The organism is Streptomyces solicavernae (assembly GCF_029968095.1).
Taxonomy (GTDB): domain Bacteria; phylum Actinomycetota; class Actinomycetes; order Streptomycetales; family Streptomycetaceae; genus Streptomyces; species Streptomyces solicavernae.
In genome coordinates this window covers 59,252-77,010 of sequence record NZ_JASCIR010000011.1, presented here as the reverse complement: position 1 = coordinate 77,010, position 17,759 = coordinate 59,252, and the positions used below count along the sequence as shown (strand labels likewise).

The 17,759-nt window shown below is 74.3% G+C and carries 15 protein-coding genes and 1 riboswitch; of the genes, 4 read left to right on the top strand and 11 right to left on the bottom strand.

What is annotated here, in order from left to right; all coding sequences use genetic code 11:
• Positions 1 to 77: 77 nt before the first annotated feature.
• Positions 78 to 184, bottom strand: a riboswitch (cobalamin riboswitch).
• A gap of 101 nt (positions 185 to 285) precedes the next feature.
• Genes cobG through QIS99_RS15375 form a run of 3 tightly spaced genes read left to right on the top strand, consistent with a single transcriptional unit; the run spans position 286 to position 3,775 of the window.
• Entirely contained in the window at positions 286 to 1,617 is a 1,332-nt protein-coding gene (gene cobG, locus QIS99_RS15385; protein WP_408909567.1) for a precorrin-3B synthase, read from the top strand.
• Complete coding sequence (locus tag QIS99_RS15380) at positions 1,614 to 2,276, top strand: precorrin-8X methylmutase (protein WP_282513894.1); 663 nt, start codon at positions 1,614 to 1,616, stop codon at positions 2,274 to 2,276. The genes cobG and QIS99_RS15380 overlap by 4 nt, the downstream gene beginning before the upstream one ends.
• Complete coding sequence (locus QIS99_RS15375; protein ID WP_282513893.1) at positions 2,273 to 3,775, top strand: precorrin-2 C(20)-methyltransferase; 1,503 nt, start codon at positions 2,273 to 2,275, stop codon at positions 3,773 to 3,775. The genes QIS99_RS15380 and QIS99_RS15375 overlap by 4 nt, the downstream gene beginning before the upstream one ends.
• A 137-nt stretch (positions 3,776 to 3,912) precedes the next feature.
• On the opposite strand, the gene QIS99_RS15370 is transcribed toward QIS99_RS15375, so the two are convergent.
• Complete coding sequence (locus QIS99_RS15370; RefSeq protein ID WP_282513892.1) at positions 3,913 to 4,650, bottom strand: cobalt-precorrin-6A reductase; 738 nt, start codon at positions 4,648 to 4,650, stop codon at positions 3,913 to 3,915.
• 18 nt (positions 4,651 to 4,668) lie between these two features.
• On the opposite strand from QIS99_RS15370, the gene QIS99_RS15365 reads away from it, so the two are divergent.
• The gene (locus QIS99_RS15365; protein ID WP_282513891.1) at positions 4,669 to 5,862 is read left to right on the top strand and encodes a cobalt-precorrin-5B (C(1))-methyltransferase; all 1,194 of its coding nucleotides are present in this window, start codon (positions 4,669 to 4,671) and stop codon (positions 5,860 to 5,862) included.
• A gap of 9 nt (positions 5,863 to 5,871) precedes the next feature.
• Here QIS99_RS15365 and QIS99_RS15360 read toward each other — a convergent pair whose 3' ends face one another.
• The 10 genes from QIS99_RS15360 to QIS99_RS15315 all read right to left on the bottom strand — a co-directional run bounded on the left by QIS99_RS15360 (position 5,872) and on the right by QIS99_RS15315 (position 17,706).
• Complete coding sequence (locus QIS99_RS15360; RefSeq protein ID WP_282513890.1) at positions 5,872 to 6,069, bottom strand: hypothetical protein; 198 nt, start codon at positions 6,067 to 6,069, stop codon at positions 5,872 to 5,874.
• Between the two features lie 55 nt (positions 6,070 to 6,124).
• The gene (gene cobM, locus QIS99_RS15355; protein WP_282513889.1) at positions 6,125 to 6,874 is read right to left on the bottom strand and encodes a precorrin-4 C(11)-methyltransferase; all 750 of its coding nucleotides are present in this window, start codon (positions 6,872 to 6,874) and stop codon (positions 6,125 to 6,127) included.
• Complete coding sequence (gene cbiE, locus QIS99_RS15350; RefSeq protein ID WP_282513888.1) at positions 6,871 to 8,172, bottom strand: precorrin-6y C5,15-methyltransferase (decarboxylating) subunit CbiE; 1,302 nt, start codon at positions 8,170 to 8,172, stop codon at positions 6,871 to 6,873. Before cbiE ends, cobM begins: the two co-directional genes overlap by 4 nt.
• Before the next feature lie 253 nt (positions 8,173 to 8,425).
• Entirely contained in the window at positions 8,426 to 9,073 is a 648-nt protein-coding gene (locus tag QIS99_RS15345; RefSeq protein WP_282513887.1) for an HAD family hydrolase, read from the bottom strand.
• Between the two features lie 34 nt (positions 9,074 to 9,107).
• Positions 9,108 to 9,863 (bottom strand): SDR family oxidoreductase, encoded by a 756-nt coding sequence (locus QIS99_RS15340; RefSeq protein WP_282514009.1) that lies wholly within the window; start codon positions 9,861 to 9,863, stop codon positions 9,108 to 9,110.
• Positions 9,864 to 10,031: 168 nt separating this feature from the next.
• A complete protein-coding gene (locus QIS99_RS15335) occupies positions 10,032 to 11,249 on the bottom strand; it encodes an acetyl-CoA C-acetyltransferase (protein WP_282514008.1) in 1,218 nt (405 codons plus the stop codon).
• 134 nt (positions 11,250 to 11,383) lie between these two features.
• The gene (locus QIS99_RS15330; protein ID WP_282513886.1) at positions 11,384 to 13,123 is read right to left on the bottom strand and encodes an AMP-binding protein; all 1,740 of its coding nucleotides are present in this window, start codon (positions 13,121 to 13,123) and stop codon (positions 11,384 to 11,386) included.
• A gap of 68 nt (positions 13,124 to 13,191) precedes the next feature.
• Entirely contained in the window at positions 13,192 to 16,476 is a 3,285-nt protein-coding gene (locus tag QIS99_RS15325) for an acetyl-CoA carboxylase family protein (RefSeq protein ID WP_282513885.1), read from the bottom strand.
• Positions 16,477 to 16,656: 180 nt separating this feature from the next.
• Entirely contained in the window at positions 16,657 to 17,025 is a 369-nt protein-coding gene (locus tag QIS99_RS15320; protein WP_282513884.1) for a VOC family protein, read from the bottom strand.
• A gap of 192 nt (positions 17,026 to 17,217) precedes the next feature.
• Positions 17,218 to 17,706 carry a DedA family protein gene (locus QIS99_RS15315; RefSeq protein ID WP_282513883.1) on the bottom strand — a complete coding sequence of 163 codons (489 nt, stop codon included), beginning with the start codon at positions 17,704 to 17,706 and terminating at the stop codon, positions 17,218 to 17,220.
• Between the last annotated feature and the right edge of the window lie 53 nt (positions 17,707 to 17,759).

Genomic DNA, 17,759 nt, shown 5'->3' with positions numbered 1-17,759 from the left:
GGTGGAGGAGTGAGGTCTCCCTGCTCCGCGGCCCTCCCCCGGGGTCGGCCCGGGGGGAAACGTGAAGCGGGGAAAGGGAGTTCCTGACTCACCCGCGCCTTCAGGGACGTACCGCTTCGGTACATACCCCTTCGGAACGGGCTCACAGTGGCGGGACCGCGCCGGATTCGCACCGGGCTTCCTCCCCTGTCGCCGTGGTGGCGACGGCGGACCGGGTGATCCGCCGAGAGCATAGTAAGGGGCCAGGGCAAACGGGCGGGGGGTGCGGCCCGTATGACGGTAGGTATGCTCGCCGCCATGTCCTCGCCAGCCCCCCGCTCATCGTCCCAGGCCACAGCGGTCGCACGGGACCGCGGTGACGCCTGCCCGGGGTCGCTCAGGCTGCACGCGGCGGACGACGGTGCGCTGGCCCGCATCCGGATCCCCGGCGGAGTCCTCGCCGTGGGGCAGGCCGACGCGCTGGCCTCGGCGGCCCGAGAGCTGGGCGACGGCGCGCTGCATCTGACTTCGCGCGGGAACGTGCAGCTGCGGGGCCTTCGCGACGGGTGCGGGGGCGAACTCGCCGGTCTGCTGGACGCGGTGGGGCTGCTGCCCTCGTACGCGCACGAGCGGGTCCGGAACGTCGTGGCCTCGCCCCTCGCGGGCCTGGACGGCGCCGGCTTCGCCGACGTACGGCCGTGGCTGGCGGGTCTGGACGCGGCGCTGTGCGCGAGTGACGCCGCGCGCGCGCTGTCGGGGCGTTTCCTGTTCGCCCTCGACGACGGCCGTGGCGATGTGTCCGGTCTCGACGCCGATGTGACGGTACGGGCTGTCGCCGGTGGCGCCGCACTGCTGTCCCTCGGCTCGTCCGCCGAGGCGATCGAGGTGGCCTCGGCCGATGTGGCCCGGTCCGCGCTGATCGCCGCCGAGACGTTTCTCACGTCGGCGGCGGGGAGCACCGAGCGCGGCCGACAGGTGTGGCGGGTGGACGAACTGGGCGTACCGGTCGAGGAGTTGACTCGTGCGGTCGCCGACGGGCTGTCCGCCGCGGGGATCGGCTGCGCGATACGCGTGCGGGATGTCACCGTCACGGACGGGCCGATGCCCGGAATTTCCGCTGACGCCCTGTCCGTACACATTCCTCTCGGCCGCCTCTCGGCCCGCCAGTGGGACGAGTTGACGCGGACCGCCGAGCAGTACGGCGGGGAGCTGCGGCTGACCCCCTGGAGCGGAGCGGTGCTCCCCGCGCCGGGCCTCGACCACTCCGAGGCCCCGTACGCGCTGGCCCGGCTCGCCGCCGCCGGGCTCGTGACCTCCCCCGACTCGCCGTGGCTGCGGGTCGGCGCCTGCATCGGCCGGCCCGGCTGCGCCAAGTCGCACGCCGACGTGCAGGCGGACGCGGCCCGCGCCCTTGACGCCGTGGGCCGCGACCACCTCCCCCTGTACTGGTCGGGCTGCGAGCGCCGCTGCGGTCATCCGCGGGCCGGGCACATCGACGTCGTCGCCTCGCCCGGCGGCGGCTACCGGCTGGGCCGTTCCACCTCCCGTACGCCCCAAGTCCCGGGCCCCACCGTCCGGTTGGACGACCCCTCAGAACTCGCCACCGCCCTGGTGGCGCTCACCGATCGAACCGCATGACGACCGAGAGCAGCGAGAAGAAGACCGTGACCACTGCCTACGACTACGAGAAGGACGGCGCGGCCATCTACCGCCAGTCCTTCGCCACGATCCGATCGGAGGCCGACCTCGCGGGCCTGCCCGCCGACGTCAGCCAGGTCGCGGTCCGGATGATCCACGCCTGCGGCATGACCGACCTCGTACGGGACCTCTCGTACACGCCGGACGCGGTCGCGCGCGCCCGCGCGGCGCTGCGGGGCGGGGCGCCGATCTTCACCGATGTGCAGATGGTCGCCAGCGGGGTGACCCGCAAGCGGCTGCCCGCCGACAACGACGTGCTGTGCACGCTCTCCGACCCGGCCGTGCCCGAGCTGGCCGCGCGGCTGGGCACCACGCGCAGCGCCGCCGCGCTCGAACTGTGGCGGGACCGCCTGGAGGGCTCCGTCGTCGCCGTCGGCAACGCGCCGACCGCGCTGTTCCGGCTCCTGGAGATGATCGAGGAGGGCGCACCGAAGCCCGCCGCGATCATCGGTGTCCCGGTCGGCTTCATCGGCGCCGCCGAGTCCAAGGACGCGCTGGCCGAGTTCCCGGGCGTGGAGCACCTGGTGGTGCGCGGCCGTCGTGGCGGCAGCGCCATCGCCGCCGCCGCCCTCAACGCGATCGCGAGCGAGGAAGAATGAGCGGCAAGCTGTACGGCGTGGGGCTCGGCCCCGGCGACCCGTCCCTGATGACCGTCCGCGCCGTCGAGATCATCGGCGAGGCGGATGTGGTCGCGTACCACAGCGCACGGCACGGCCGGTCCATCGCGCGGTCCATCGCGGAGAAGCACCTGCGCGCCGACCACATCGAGGAGCGCCTGGTCTACCCCGTCACGACGGAGACCACGGACCACCCGGGCGGCTACAAGGGCGCCATGGAGGAGTTCTACGCCAAGGCCGCCGAGCGGCTTGCCGTGCACCTGGAAGCGGGCCGCACGGTCGCCGTCCTCGCCGAGGGCGACCCGATGTTCTACGGCTCGTACATGCACATGCACAAGCGGCTCGCCGACCGCTTCGACACCGAGGTCATTCCCGGTGTCACCTCCGTGTCCGCCGCCGCGGCGCGGCTCGGCACGCCGCTCGCCGAAGGCGAGGAGGTGCTGACCATCCTGCCGGGCACGCTGCCCGAGGAGGAGCTGACGGCACGGCTCGCCGCGACGGACGCCGCGGTCGTGATGAAGCTGGGGCGTACGTTCCCCAAGGTCCGCCGGGCGATGGAGAGTTCGGGCCGTCTGGAGGCCGCGCGGTATGTGGAGCGGGCCACGATGCCCGGCCAGCGGCTCGCGCGGCTCGCGGACGTCGACGAGGCGTCGGTGCCGTACTTCTCGGTGGCGGTGCTGCCGAGCGAGGTCGACGTGCAGCGGCCGGTGCGGGAGGTCGGCGAGGTCGGCGAGGTCGTCGTGGTGGGCACCGGGCCGGCCGGGCCGCTGTGGCTGACGCCTCAGTCGCGGGGCGCGCTGGCGGCCGCGGACGACCTGGTCGGCTACACCACCTACCTGGACCGGGTGCCGCTGCGCCCGGGGCAGGTGCGGCACGGGTCGGACAACAAGGTCGAGTCGGAGCGCGCCGAGTTCGCCCTGGACCTGGCGCGGCGCGGGCGTCGGGTCGCGGTCGTCTCGGGCGGTGACCCGGGTGTGTTCGCGATGGCCACGGCGGTGCTTGAGGTGGCCTCGCAGGAGGAGTACGCGCAGGTGCCGGTGCGGGTGCTGCCCGGGGTGACCGCCGCCAACGCGGCCGCGGCGCGTGCGGGTGCGCCGCTCGGACACGACTACGCGACGCTTTCCCTCTCGGACCGCCTCAAGCCGTGGGAGGTCATCGCCGAGCGGTTGCGGGCGGCGGCGTCGGCGGACCTGGTGCTCGCGCTGTACAACCCCGGTTCACGCAGCCGTACTTGGCAGGTCGGCAAGGCGCGGGAGCTGCTGCTTGAGCATCGGGCGCCGGACACGCCGGTGGTGGTGGCGCGGGATGTGGGCGGTTCGGGCGAGCGGGTCCGGATCGTGCGGCTTGCGGACCTGGACCCGGCCGAGGTGGACATGCGGACGTTGCTGCTTGTCGGCTCCTCGCAGACCCAGGTCGTGCGCAGGGGCGCTGCGGGTGAGCAAGTGGTGTGGACGCCGCGGAGGTATCCGGAGGGGACCTGATTCCTCCGCGCCCGGACCCCGCTCCCCGAAAGGGGCGCGGGGACCTGCGCGACCAGCCACGACGGCGCGGCAGCCGAACGACAGCGCCGCAGGCTTTCGGGAAGGCGCGGGGTGGGGAAACCGAAGCGCCCGCCACATCAGAGGTGCAGCCTCACCCACCCCACGGCCTGCTCCGGCTCGGCGACCTCCCGCACCCCCTCCGGGACCGGCGGCCGACGGACCACGACCACCGGCAACCCCGCCTCACGGGCGGCCGTGAGTTTGGGGGCCGTCGCCGCGCCGCCGCTGTCCTTCGTGACGACGACATCGATCCCGTACCGCCGCAGCACCTCCCGCTCCCCCTCCAGCGTGAACGGCCCCCGGTCGAGCAGCAGCTCGCTACGGGCAGGCCGCGGGCCCGAGGGCGCGTCCACGGACCGTACGAGGAACCACAGCTCGTCCAGGTCCGCGAAGGCCGCGAGGCCCATGCGGCCCGTGGTGAGGAAGATCCGCTCGCCGAGGGCGGGCAGCAGGGCCGCGGCGGCCTCCAGGGACGCGGCCTCGTGCCAGTCGTCGCCGTCGACGGGGACCCAGCCGGGGCGCCGCAGGGCGAGCAGGGGAACATGGACAGCAGCGGCGGCGCGCGCCGCGTGGAAACTGATCGTCCCGGCGAAGGGGTGGGTGGCGTCGATGAGCAGGCCGACCCGGTGTTCCCGCAGCCACGCGGTCAGCCCCTCGGTCCCGCCGAAGCCGCCGATGCGGACCTCGCCCGGCGGCAGGCGCGGGCTCGCGACGCGTCCGGCCAGGGAGTTGGTCACCGTCAGGGCGGGTGTGCCGTGGAGCAGTTCGGCGAGTCGGCGGGCTTCCGTGGTCCCGCCGAGTATCAGTACGTGCATGGAAGTTCGGGTCCGATCATGAACGGTGACGGTGACGGTGACGTGCAGGGCGTCGACGATACGTCCGGCGGTGCGCAGGAGAGCGGCCGGGGCGGCGGTGCCGCGCCCAAGGGCGGGCGCGGCGCCCAGCTGCAGCACACCGGCCTCCGGCCCGGCTGGACGACCGGCGCCTGCGCCACGGCGGCCACCACCGCCGCGTACTCCGCGCTGCTGACCGGCGACTTCCCCGACCCGGTGACGATCACGCTGCCGAAGGGCCAGACCCCGTCCTTCGCGCTCGCCGCCGAGGAGTTGACGGAGACGTACGCGATGGCGGGGATCGTCAAGGACGCCGGGGACGACCCGGACGTGACGCACGGGGCGCTGGTGCGGGCGACGCTGCGGCTGCTGCCCGCCGGGTCCGGGGTGGTGTTCAAGGCGGGGCCCGGGGTCGGGACGATCACGCTGCCGGGGCTGCCGCTGCCCGTCGGGGAGCCCGCGATCAACCCCGTGCCGCGGCGGCTGATGCGCGAGCATGTGGCTCAGGTCGCGGCGCGGCACGGCGGCAGCGGGGACGTGGAGATCACCGTCTCCGTCGACCACGGCGAGGAGATCGCCCGTTCCACGTGGAACCCGCGGCTCGGCATCCTCGGCGGACTGTCGATCCTCGGTACGACGGGGGTCGTGGTGCCGTACTCGTGCTCGGCGTGGATCGACTCGATCCGGCGCGGGGTGGACGTGGCGCGGGCGGCGGGGCGTACCCATGTGGCGGGGTGCACGGGGTCGACGTCGGAGAGGACGGTCGTCGCCGAGTACGCGCTGCCCGAGGACGCGCTGCTCGACATGGGGGACTTCGCGGGCGCGGTGCTCAAGTACGTCCGCCGCCACCCCGTGGACCGGCTGACCGTGTGCGGCGGCTTCGCCAAGCTGTCCAAGCTGGCCGCCGGGCACCTCGACCTGCACTCCGCGCGCTCGCAGGTCGACAAGGGCTTCCTCGCCGAGCTGGCCCGCCGGGGCGGTGCGGACGAGGCGCTCGCCGGGCAGATCGCCGAGGCGAACACGGGCCTCGCGGCGCTGCAGTTGTGCATGGCCGCCGGGGTGCCGCTCGGCGACCTCGTCGCCACGGCCGCCCGGGACGAGGCGCTGTCGGTGCTGCGCGGGGCGCCGGTCGCGGTCGACGTGATCTGCATCGACCGGGCCGGGACGGTGGTGGGGCGCAGCTCGGTGGCCTGAGCGGGCTGCTCAGCCGCCCGCCTCGCCCACCCGGACCCGGTTGCCGTCCGGGTCGGTCAGCTCCAGCTCGTGCGCGACCTCCGTGAGCACCGGGAAGCCCGGCTCGAAGCGGTGCTCCCACTGCTGTGCGAAGCCGAGTCGCGCGTACCGGCCGACGGCTCGTGCCGCGTCCTCGGCCCGGAGGGCCGGGATGATCTCTTCGTCCATGGCGGCCACGCTATGTCGGCGCGTCAGGGCGTCAGGGCGTCAGGGCGTCAGAGCGTCAGCAGGCGTGCCGGTCGCGTTCCGCCGAGTACAGATGGCTGTCGCGGAACTGTTCGGCGCCCAGCGTGCGGCCGACGATGATCACGGCGGTGCGCTGGATGCCGGCGGCCTTGACCTGGGCGGCCATCTCGTCGAGCCGCCCGCGCAGGACGACCTCGTCCGGGCGGGAGGCGTAGGCGACGACGGCGGCGGGGCAGTCGGCGCCGTAGTGCGGGAGGAGTTCGCCCACGACGCGGTCCACGAGCCCGGCGGCCAGGTGCAGCACGATCAGCGCGCCGCTGCGGCCGAGCGTGGCCAGGTCCTCGCCCTCCGGCATGGCGGTGGCGCGCTGCGCGACGCGGGTCAGGATGACGGTCTGGCCGACGGTCGGGACGGTCAGCTCCCGCTTCAGGGACGCCGCGGCCGCCGCGAACGCGGGCACGCCCGGCACGACCTCGTACGGCACTCCGGCCGCGTCGAGCCGCCGCATCTGCTCGGCGACGGCGCTGAACACGGACGGGTCGCCGGAGTGCAGCCGCGCCACGTCGAGCCCCTGCTCGTGGGCGGCGACCAGCTCGGCGGTGATCTCGTCGAGGGTGAGCTGTGCGGTGTCGACGAGGCGGGCGCCGGGCGGGCACTCGGCGAGGAGTTCGCGCGGGACGAGGCTGCCCGCGTACAGGCAGACCTGGCAGGCGGCGAGCGTGCGGGCGCCGCGCACGGTGATCAGGTCGGCGGCGCCGGGGCCGGCTCCGATGAAGTGGACGGTCATCGTTCTGCTCCTGCGGGGTCGGTGTCCGACGCGGGGTCTGCGTACTCGGAATCGCGTACGGATGTCTTCTGTACGGCCCACTGCGTGACGGGCATCGCCTGCCGCCAGCCGGTGAAGCTGCCGACCGGCACGGCGTGGGCGACCGCGAGCTTCACCAGCTCGCCGCCGAGGCGCCGGTGGTGGGCGGCGAGCTGCGCCTCCGACTCCAGCGTCACGGTGTTGGCGACGAGGCGTCCGCCGGCGGGCAGCGCGTCCCAGCAGGCCTTCAGGAGTCCGGGCGCGGTGAGGCCGCCGCCGATGAACACCGCGTCGGGCTGCGGGAGTCCGGCGAGCGCGGCGGGCGCGGCGCCGGTGACGACGCGCAGGGCCGGGACGCCGAGGCGGTCGGCGTTGCGGGCGATGCGCTCGGCCCGCACGGGGTCGCGCTCGACGGTGACGGCCCGGCAGGAGGGGTGCGTACGCATCCACTCGACGGCGATGGAACCCGAGCCCGATCCCACGTCCCAGAGCAGTTCGCCGGGCGCGGGCGCGAGCGCGGCGAGCGTGGCGGCCCGTATGTGGCGCTTGGTGAGCTGCCCGTCGTGCTCGTAGGCGGCGTCCGGCAGTCCGGGCACGGCGCCGATGCGCAGGGCGTCGGGGGCGCGGCGGCAGTCGACGGCGACGATGTTGAGGGGGTCGCGGGGCCGGTCCAACGGCCAGGCTTCGGCGGGCAGTTCGTCGCTCGCGTCCTCGTCCGGGCCGCCGAGCCGTTCGAGGACCCGCATCCGGCTGGGACCGAAGCCGCGGTCACGCAGCAGGGCGGCGATCTCGCCGGGGGTGGCGGCGCCGGCGCTGAGGACGAGCAGCCGCCGCCCGTCGTGCAGCGCGGCGGCGATCCGGGCGACCGGCCGGCCCACGGCGGACACGACCTCCACGTCCTCCTGCGGCCAGCCGAGGCGGGCGCAGGCGTACGCGACGGACGAGGGGTGCGGCAGGACCCGCAGCGCGTCCGGGCCGAGCTCTTCGGTGAGGGCCCGCCCGATGCCGTAGAACATCGGGTCCCCGCTGGCCAGTACGGCGATGCGGCGGCCCGCGTGCGCGGCGAGCAGGCCGGGGACGGCGGGGCGCAACGGCGAGGGCCAGGCGAGGCGTTCGCCGGCGCACTGCTCGGGCAGCAGGTCGAGCTGGCGCGGCCCGCCGATGACGACTTCGGCGTCGCGCAGGGCCGTCCGGGAGGCGTCCGCGATGCCGTCCCAGCCGTCGGCGCCGATCCCTACGACGGTGACAGCGGGGGTCGGTCGTGGTCGTACGGGCGTCACGGCGGGCGGTACCTCGGGGTTCGGGGAGCGTTCGGGGTGTCGGGGATCCGGGTGTCAGGTTCCGGGCGTCAGGGTTCGGGTGTCAGGTTCCGGGTGTCCTGGGTTCGGGGGCGCACTCTACTGGGCGCGGGCCTGCGGTTCTGTGGCCGGGGGCGCCTTTGCCCTCACAGCACCCGCGACGGGTGCGTGAGGTTCCGTTCCGCGGACCGGAACCTCACGCGTCCGTTTCCCCCCTGGCTCCCCCGCCCCCGGCTCACCCCAGCCCGGGCACCAGCTCCGCCAGCGCCGCCCGGGTGGACGGCGCGTCCGCGTGCAGGACGGCGCGCAGGCCGGCGGCCCGGGCGCCGAGGACGTTCGGCTCGGCGTCGTCGACGAACACCACGCGGCCGGCGGGCAGGTGGAGCCGGTCGAGGGTGAGCTCGAAGATCGCCGCGTGCGGCTTGCGCAGGCCGACCTCCTCCGAGATCACCACCGGGTCGAACAGCGCGTCGAGGCGTTCGCGCGGGTAGATGTTGCCCCAGCTGTTGGACAACACGCCGACGCGGACACCGAGTCGGCGCAGCTCGTCCGCCAGGCCGAACATCGCCTCGTCCGGGCGCAGCTCCGCGAAGAGCCGGCCGAGCACGCCCACCGGGTCGACGGGGCCGCCGTCCACCGTGGTGAGCTCGGCGGCGAGCAGCGCGTCGAAGTCCGTCGCGCTCAGCTCGCCCGTCTCCAGGCGGTGGATGGGCGTGCCGTCGGGGGCGCCGCGGGACAGCCAGGCCTTGAGGGTGCGGGAGAACGACGCCGGGTCGATGCCGTCGCGGTCCAGCCAGGCGCCGATCGACTCCCGCACCGGCCCGGTGAGGACGCCGCCGAAGTCGAACACGACGGCGTCCACGAGGCGGCCTCCGCCGGTCATCGCCCCGCCTCCGATCCCACCGGCCGACCGCGCATCACACGCCCCCGGTGAGGGTCACGCCGCCGTCGACGACGAGGAGTTGGCCCGTCAGCCAGGCCGCGTCGGCGGAGAGCAGGAACGCGACCACGCTGCCGATGTCGTCCGGCACGCCGAGCCGCTTGAGCGGGTAGGCGGCCGCGACCTCCTCCTCCCGGCCGTCGTACAGCGCGGTCGCGAACTGGGTCTTCACCACGGCCGGGGCGACCGCGTTGACCCGGATGCCGGGGCCCAGCTCGACCGCCAGCTCCTGGGTGATGTGGGTGAGCATCGCCTTGGAGGCGCCGTAGAAGCCGATGCCGGGCGCGGGGCGGACGCCCGCCACCGAGGAGACGTTGACGACCGCGCCGCCGTGGTCCTTCATCCAGGCGGCGTGGATCTGCTGCACCCAGGAGAGCGCGGCGAGGCAGTTGACCTCGACGATCTTGCGGGCGGCGGCCAGGTCGAGGTCGACCAGGGGGCCGTAGACGGGGTTGATCCCGGTGTTGTTGACGAGGAGGTCGGCGCTGCCGAAGGTGTCGATGGCGCGCTTGATCACCTCGGCCTGGTGTCCGGTGTCGTCGGCGTGGCCCGCGACGCCGAGGGCGTACTCGGGCCCGCCGAGGCTCGCGACCGCCTCGTCGAGCGCCTCCTGCTTGCGGGCGGTGACGACGACCTTCGCGCCCTCGGCGACCAGCCGTTCGGCGATGGCGAGGCCGATGCCCCGGCTGGCTCCGGTGACGACGGCGGTACGTCCTGCGAAACGCGTACTCATGGGGTCCTTGCTCGTGGGGTCGGTGCGGGTGGGGTCGGTGCGGGTGGGGTCGGTGCGGGTGAGGTCGGTGCGGGTGAGGTCGGTGCGGGTGAGGTCGGGGGGTGTCGGGTCGGGGGGTGTCGGGTCGGGAGGTGTCGGGTCGGGAGGTGTCTTCATCGTGGTCGTCTCTCAGCTCAGCCGCTCGATGACCATGGCCATGCCCTGGCCGCCGCCCACGCACATGGTCTCCAGGCCGAACTGCTTGTCGTGGTGGCGCAGGGAGTTGATCAGGGTGCTGGTGATGCGCGCCCCGGTCATGCCGAAGGGGTGGCCGACGGCGATCGCTCCGCCGTTGACGTTGAGCCGGTCCTCGTCGATGCCCAACTCCCGGGCGGACGGGATGACTTGGGCGGCGAACGCCTCGTTGATCTCGACCAGGTCGATGTCGCCGATGCCGAGCCCGGCGCGCTTCAGGGCCTGCCGGGACGCCTCCACCGGGCCGAGGCCCATGATCTCGGGCGACAGCCCGGAGACACCGGTGGCGACGATCCGCGCGAGCGGGGTCAGGCCCAGCTCGCGGGCCTTCGTGTCGGACATGATCACGAGGGCCGCGGCGCCGTCGTTGAGCGGGCAGCAGTTGCCCGCGGTGACCGTGCCGTCGGGCCGGAACACCGGCTTCAGGGCGGACACCGCGTCCAGGGTCACGCCCGCGCGCGGGCCGTCGTCCCGGCTGACCACGGTGCCGTCGGGCAGCGTGACCGGGGTGATGTCGCGGGCCCAGAAGCCGTCCGCGAGGGCCTGCTCGGCGCGGTTCTGGCTGCGCACGCCGAAGGCGTCCTGGTCGGCGCGGGTCACGCCCCTCAGCTGGGCGACGTTCTCGGCGGTCTGGCCCATCGCGATGTACGCGTCGGGCACCAGGCCGGACTCGCGCGGGTCGGCCCAGGCCTGACCGCCCGCGGCGAACTTCTCGGTACGGGTCTGCGCCTCGGCGAACAGCGGGTTCTGCGTGTCCGGCAGGCCGTCCGCGCTGCCTTTGCCGTACCGGCTGACGGTCTCCACGCCGACGGAGAGGAACACGTCGCCCTCGCCCGCCTTGATGGCGTGCAGCGCCATCCGGGTGCTCTGCAGGCTGGACGAGCAGTAGCGGTTGACGGTGGTGCCGGGCAGGTGGTCCATCCCGGCGAGCACGGCGACGATGCGGCCCATGTTGAAGCCGGACTCGCCGCCGGGCTGGCCGCAGCCGAGGACGAGGTCGTCGATGTCGGCGGAGTCGAGCTCCGGCACCTTGTCGAGGGCAGCGCGCACCATCCGGACGGCGAGGTCGTCGGGGCGCATGTCCTTGAGCGAGCCCTTGAACGCCCGGCCGATGGGCGAGCGGGCGGTGGCGACGATCACGGCTTCCGGCATCATGAACCCTTCCGAACCTGTCCCATACTAAGCAGTTGCTTAGAGATACGTCTCACCTTCGCGCAGCGGACGAGCGGCGTCAACGGTCGCCACCGCCCTGTAAGCCGCGTCACACGGGAACCCCGCTCGTCGGCTCAGCCCGCGTCGACGATCTCCTGCGCCCGCTCGGCCAGTTCGACCTTGCGGATCTTCCCGGTGGCCGTCATCGGGAACTCTCCGACGACCCGCACGCGCGGCACCTTGTACGCGGCCATCGCCGAGCGCGCCCAGCCCTCCAGGCCCTCGGCGGTGAGCGTCGCGCCCGGCTCCGGGCTCACGAACGCGACCGGCACCTGCCCCTTCTCCGGGTGCCGGCCCGGCACGACCGCCGCCGTGCGGACGCCCGGGTGCCGGGTCAGGAGCAGTTCGACCTCGGCCGGGAACACGCTCATCCCCTTGACCTTGATCATGTCCTTGTCGCGGCCCAGATAGCGCAGACAGCCGTCCCCGCCGATCCGGCCGTTGTCGCCCGTGTGCAGCCAGCCGTCCCGCAGCTGTGCGGCCGTCGCCTCGGGGTTCCGCCAGTACCGGGTCAGCACCGAGGGGCTGCGGACGACGATCTCGCCGACCTCGCCGAGCGGCAGCGGCTCGCCGGTCTCGAACGACACGACCGCGATGTCGGTGCCGGGCACGGGCACCCCGCAGAACACCGGCTCGGCGAGCAGGTCCCGGTCGTCCTTGGCGAGTCCGTACGGCGTGGCGTCAAAGGTGTGCGTCTCGGTCATCCCATACGCGCCCTCGCGGAGCACCGAGTGCGCGCCCGCGGCGGCCTGCCAGCGGTGGCGGACCTCGGGGCTGAGTTTGCGTACGAAGGACACGGCCATCGGGTCGTCCAGGGCGGAGAGGTCCGCGGCGGGGAACTCGGGGCGTTCAAGGAGCTCCAGGTAGTTCTCGACCGTGCCGACCATCGTGGAGACGCGGTGCCGGGCGAGCAGGCCGAGGGCGGCGGCCGGGTCCCAGCGGGGCATCAGGACCGAGGTGCCGCCGAGGACGAGGGGGCTGAGGATGCCGAGGTTCTCGCCCGCGATCCAGAAGACCGGGATGTAGCAGAGCGCGATGAAGCCGCCGTCGGCGCCGCGTCCCATGGCGGTCGCGCTGGAGGCGGTGGTGTAGAGCATGTGGCGCTGGGTGTGCTCGCAGCCCTTGGGAAGGCCGGTGGTGCCGCCGGTGTAGTTGAGCGCGGCCAGGGCGTCCAGGTCCGTGGGGTGCGCGGGCGCGGGGGCGTGCGCGGTGGCCGTGGCCCAGGGGGTGAGGCCGGGGGCTGGGGCGGGGAGTTCGGGTGCGGTCGCGGCGGCGGCCATCTCGTCCGCGCCGGTGACGAGGATCTGCCGTACGGGGACGCGGTCGAGGACCTGGTCGAGGAGGGGCAGCAGCCGGTCGAGGGTGATGACGACCTCGGCGCCGCTGTCGGCCAGCTCGTGCGCCAGCTCGGCCGCCTGGAACATGGGGTTGACGGGCACGTGCACCGCGCCGAGCCGCAGCACCGCCATCATCGCGACGATGAACTGCGGGGTGTTCGGCAGGTGCACGGCCACCCGGTCGCCGGGCCGTACGCCGGTTGCGTCCAGCCAGCCCGCGACGGCGCCGATCAGCGCGTCGAGCTCGGCGTAGGCCGTGCTGCGGCCCTCGAAGACGATCGCCGGGCGGTCCGGGACCGTACGGGCCCAGTGGGCGACGTGCTCGGGGATGCCCCTCTCGCCGAGCGGATAGTGCACGGTCGCGGGGATGCCGGGCGGGCGGGAGGCGGCCTGCCGGGTGCGCAGGTCACGCAGGTACTGCTCCAGCTTCTCACTGTTCAGGGGGTCCAGGGGGTCCAGGGGGTCCAGGGGGTCCAAGGGGCGCTCCTCCACAGTCACGGTTGCGTGCGTACGCTCACGGGTGACGGTTGCGTGCGTACGCCCGCTCACCAGGTGTCCACGAACGACCGGCGGCCGGGCGGCAGTTGACCGGTCGCGGACGGCAGCGTCCCGGCGATCCAGGCCCTGGTGTCCGCCGGGTCGATCACGTCGTCCAGCTCGAAGACGGTGGCCGCGTTGACCGCCTTGCCGCGGTCGTAGTGCTCGGCGACCAGCTCGTCGAAGGCGCGCTGCCGGGCGGCCGGGTCGTCGATCGCCGCCAGCTCCCGCCGGTAGCCGAGCCGTACCGCGCCCTCCAGGCCCATCGGGCCGACCTCGCCCGTGGGCCAGGCCACGGTGGCGGCCGGGGTACGGAAGCCGCCGCCGACCATCGCCATCGCGCCGAGCCCGTACGCCTTGCGCAGCACCACCGCCACCACCGGCACCCGCAGGTGGGCGCCGACCACGAAGAGCCGGCTGAAGTGCCGTACCGTCGCGGTGTGTTCGGCGTCCGGGCCGACCATGAAGCCCGGGGTGTCGCACAGGGACACCACCGGCAGGCCGTGCGCGTCGCAGAGCTGCAGGAAGCGGGCGAGCTTGTCGGCCGAGGGCGAGTCGATGGCGCCGCCGAGGTGGGCGGGGTCGTTGGCGATCAGGCCCATCGGGCGGCCCTCGACCCGGACCAGGGCGGTGACGACGCTCCGCCCGAACGCGGGGCGCAGTTCCAGGACCGAGTCCGCGTCGGCGATCCCGCGCACGGCCGCGCGCACGTCGTACACCCGCACCCGGCTCTGGGGGACCACGTGCCGCAGCGCGCGCGGGTCGGGGGCCGTCCAGCTTCCCGTCGGGCCCTGGAAGTACGACAGGTAGCGGCGGGCCACGTCGACGGCCTCGGCCTCGTCGGCCACCAGGACGTCGACGACGCCGTTCGGCACCTGCACGGACATCGGGCCGACCTCCTTTGGCCGGTAGCGGCCGAGGCCGCCGCCCTCGATCATCGCCGGGCCGCCCATGCCGACGTTGGCGTCCTCGGTGGCGATGATGACGTCGCAGCAGCCGAGCAGCGCGGCGTTGCCCGCGAAGCAGCGGCCGGAGGCGATGCCGACGGTGGGCACGGCGCCGCTGAGCCGGCCCATCGTGGCGAACGTCGGCACGTCCAGGCCGGAGGCGGTGTTGCTGTCCGTGTCGCCCGGCCGTCCGCCGCCGCCCTCGGCGAAGAGGACCACGGGAATCCGCTGCCGCTCGGCGAGTTCGAGCATCCGGTCGGTCTTGTGGTGGTTGACGTGCCCCTGGGTTCCGGCGAGGACCGTGTAGTCGTACGCCATGACCACGCAGCGGGCGGCGTTGACCCGGCCGACCCCGGTGACCATGCCGTCGGCGGGGGTGTTGGCGATCAGGTCGTCGAGGGAGCGGCGGCGGCGCTGGGCGGCCACGGCGAGCGCGCCGTACTCGACGAAGGAGCCCTCGTCGCACAGGTCCTGGACGTTCTCGCGGGCGGTGCGGTGGCCGGTGGCGTGGCGGCGGGCGACCGCTTCGGGCCGGTTCTCGTCGCGGCCGACGGCGTGCCGCCGCGCGGTCTCCGCGAGGTCGGGACGGATCGCGTCGAGGTCCAACTCCTCGGCCACGTCGCACTGTTCGTGCTGACCGGCGTCCGGTTCGAGGCGCAGCAGCAGCCCGCCCTCGGCGACCGTCTCCCCGACGGCGGCCCGCACCTCGCGCACGGTGCCCGCGACGTCCGCGGCGACGACGTGCTCCATCTTCATGGACTCCAGGACCACCAACGGCGCGCCCGCGGCGACGCGTTCGCCCGCCTGTACGGGCACGGAGACGACGGTGGCGACGAAGTCCGCGCACACGTCGGTGCCGTCGGCCCGTTCCTCCGGCTCGGTGGTCTCGGCGGTCCCGGCGGTCTCGGCGGTCCCGGCGGTCTCGGCGGTCTCGGCGGTCTCGGCGGTCGCGGCGGTCTCGGCGGGCAGGAGCGTGTCCAGGTGGTCGTCCACGAAGCGGGTGGTGGCCTCGCCGGTGCGGAACGCCGGGTGGTCCAGGATGGCGCGCAGGGCGGGGATGTTGGTGGCGGGGCCCTCGACGCGGAACTCGGCGAGCGTGGCCGCCGCGCGTGCGGCGGCCCGGTCGAGCCCGCCGCGGGGCGTGGACACGATCACCTTCGCGAGCAGCGAGTCGTACCGGCCGTCGGCGACCAGGCCCGCGTGCCCGTGGGTGTCGACGCGCACGCCGGGTCCGGTCGGCACCTCGAAGACCTCGATGCGGCCGGAGGTGGCGCGCGCGGTGCCGTCGCGCCGCAGCGTCTCCAGGTTGACCCGCGCCTGCACGGCGACGCCGCGCGGCTCCGGGACGGCGTCCTGGGTGAGGCCGAGGTCGTCCAGGGTGCGGCCGAGGGCGACGTCCAGCTGGGCGGCGACCAGGTCGACCCCGGTGACCTCCTCGGTCACGGTGTGCTCGACCTGGACCCTCGGGTTGGCCTCCATGAAGTACCAGCGGCCGGGGTCGCGGGAGTCGACCAGGAACTCGAAGGTGCCGAGGCCCCGGTAGCCGACGGCGCCGGCCATCCGGCGGGCCGCGTCGAGCAGGGGCGCACGCTCCGCCGGGCGGAGGGTCGTGCACGGCGCCACCTCGATCAGCTTCTGGTGCCGCCGCTGAACCGTGCACTCCCGGTCCCACAGATGGCTGACGGCGCCGCTGCCGTCGCCGAGCACCTGCACCTCGACGTGCCGGGCCGACTCCAGCAGCTCCTCCACGTACAACGCCCCGTCGCCGAAGGCCCGTTCGGCCTCGGAACGGCACCGCGCGAAGGCTTCCGCAAGCTCCTCGGGCCGCCGTACGACGCGCATGCCGCGGCCGCCGCCGCCCGAGGCCGCCTTGACCATCACGGCCGCGGCGGGACCGAGGTGGGCCAGGAACGCGGCCGCCCCGTCGAGCGTCGTACCGGCCGGGGTGGCCCGCAGCACCGGGACCCCCTGGGCCTCGGCGAGCGCCCGCGCCCGCGCCTTGTCGCCGAACTCGGCCAGGACCTCGGGTGAGGGGCCGACGAAGGTGAGCCCGGCCTTGCGGCAGAGCCGGGCGAACTCGGCGTTCTCGCTGAGGAATCCGTAGCCGGGGTGGACCAGTGCGCAGTCGGCCCGCCGAGCCACGGCGACCAGCTGCTCGGCGTCCAGGTAGCCGGCGCCCGCGCCGTCGCCGCCGGCCAGTTCGTGCGCCTCGTCGGCCAGGCGTACGTGCAGCGCGTCCCGGTCGCCCGGCGTGTGCACCGCGACCGGCCGCAGCCCCGAGGCGCGTGCGGCACGGACGACGCGGACGGCGATCTCGCCTCGGTTGGCGATCAGAACACTGGTCACGATGCGGGTTCTCCAGACAGTCCGGGCCACGGCGACGGACGGGTGGCCCCGGACTTCTCTCGCCATCCGCATGGTGACCACACATACCGCCCAGTCGGTACGCATGCTGCCCTCCGCCGTCGAACAGCGTCAAGGGGTGTGCGGCGGGCGGATTCGGAGCTCTGCGCGCGGCGCCCTCGGCTACGAGTCCGGGTGGCTCACGATGTTCAGTACGTTGCCGTCGGGCGCCCGGACGAAGAAGCGCCGCAGGCCCCACGGCTCCTCGGTCAGCGGGTGCACGATCTCGAAGCCGCGCCGTCTCGCCTCCTCGTACGCCGCGCCGACGCCCGCGCCGACCATGACCGAGACGACCGGGTTGCGGGGCGCCGTGGCGTCGTGGGTGACGAGTTGGATCTCGGCGCGGCCGTCCGGCGAGCAGTAGCGGGCGACCCAGCCGAGGTCGAAGCCCTCGACGCTCAGGCCGAGATAGCCGGTGTAGAAGCCGCGGGCGGCGGCGATGTCCGGGACGGTCAGGTCCGCGGTGATGCCGTTGACGGTGAAGCCGGTCATGGTTCCTCCGGGGGCGTGCGGAGACGGGGCCTGCGGGGCGGCGTACGGGGCTCAGCCTGCCAGTGCGGCCCGGGGAACCGGCGTAGGACGACGCCTCACTGCGCCTTCCGGAACAGCTCCGAGCTGCGGCCTGTCAGGTGCACGCGGGCCCTGAGTCCCGCTGACCGGGCAGGTCGGGCGGGGGCGCCGGGCTCAGGACTCGTCGGCCGTCGCGTCCTGAGCGGGGCGTTCGGCGGCGGCGCGCCTGCGGCGGTGCAGCACCAGCGCGCCCACCGCGAGCAGCAGCGCCACCACGGCCCCGACGCCGAGCGCCGCGTGCTCGGCGAAGAGGCGGCCAAGGAGCTCCAGGGCGCCGATCCCGGCCGTCGCGTACAGCATGGCCCAGCAGGCGCCGCCGGCGAACAGGGCCGGGAGGTAGCGGGTGAGCGGCATGCGCATGCTGCCCGCGAGGAAGTTGGCGGCGGTCTGGAAGCCGATGGTCAGGAAGGACACGGCGACGACGGGGGCGCCCCAGCGCTGGATCGCGCGCTCCACGCGCTGGAACTTGGACTGCGAGATCCGCTCGCCGAACCTGCTGCGCCGGGCTCCGGCGCCCGCGAGCCAGCCGACGGCGAAGGTGCCGCCGGCGCGGAGCAGGACGATCACGTACAGGCCGGCGGCCGTGAGCAGGACCTTATCCACGGTGCCCCGCCCCCGAACCGGCCCGGTGCCCCGCCCCCGTACGCCGAAGGGCG

What these genes read in the sequence shown, in the direction of transcription:
- cobG (WP_408909567.1), top strand. Translation starts at nt 286, where the DNA reads ATGCTCGCCGCCATGTCCTCGCCAGCCCCCCGCTCATCGTCCCAGGCC.
- QIS99_RS15380 (WP_282513894.1), top strand. Translation starts at nt 1,614, where the DNA reads ATGACGACCGAGAGCAGCGAGAAGAAGACCGTGACCACTGCCTACGAC.
- QIS99_RS15375 (WP_282513893.1), top strand. Translation starts at nt 2,273, where the DNA reads ATGAGCGGCAAGCTGTACGGCGTGGGGCTCGGCCCCGGCGACCCGTCC.
- QIS99_RS15370 (WP_282513892.1), bottom strand. Translation starts at nt 4,650, where the DNA reads ATGCACGTACTGATACTCGGCGGGACCACGGAAGCCCGCCGACTCGCC.
- QIS99_RS15365 (WP_282513891.1), top strand. Translation starts at nt 4,669, where the DNA reads ATGAACGGTGACGGTGACGGTGACGTGCAGGGCGTCGACGATACGTCC.
- QIS99_RS15360 (WP_282513890.1), bottom strand. Translation starts at nt 6,069, where the DNA reads ATGGACGAAGAGATCATCCCGGCCCTCCGGGCCGAGGACGCGGCACGA.
- cobM (WP_282513889.1), bottom strand. Translation starts at nt 6,874, where the DNA reads ATGACCGTCCACTTCATCGGAGCCGGCCCCGGCGCCGCCGACCTGATC.
- QIS99_RS15345 (WP_282513887.1), bottom strand. Translation starts at nt 9,073, where the DNA reads ATGACCGGCGGAGGCCGCCTCGTGGACGCCGTCGTGTTCGACTTCGGC.
- QIS99_RS15340 (WP_282514009.1), bottom strand. Translation starts at nt 9,863, where the DNA reads ATGAGTACGCGTTTCGCAGGACGTACCGCCGTCGTCACCGGAGCCAGC.
- QIS99_RS15335 (WP_282514008.1), bottom strand. Translation starts at nt 11,249, where the DNA reads ATGCCGGAAGCCGTGATCGTCGCCACCGCCCGCTCGCCCATCGGCCGG.
- QIS99_RS15320 (WP_282513884.1), bottom strand. Translation starts at nt 17,025, where the DNA reads ATGACCGGCTTCACCGTCAACGGCATCACCGCGGACCTGACCGTCCCG.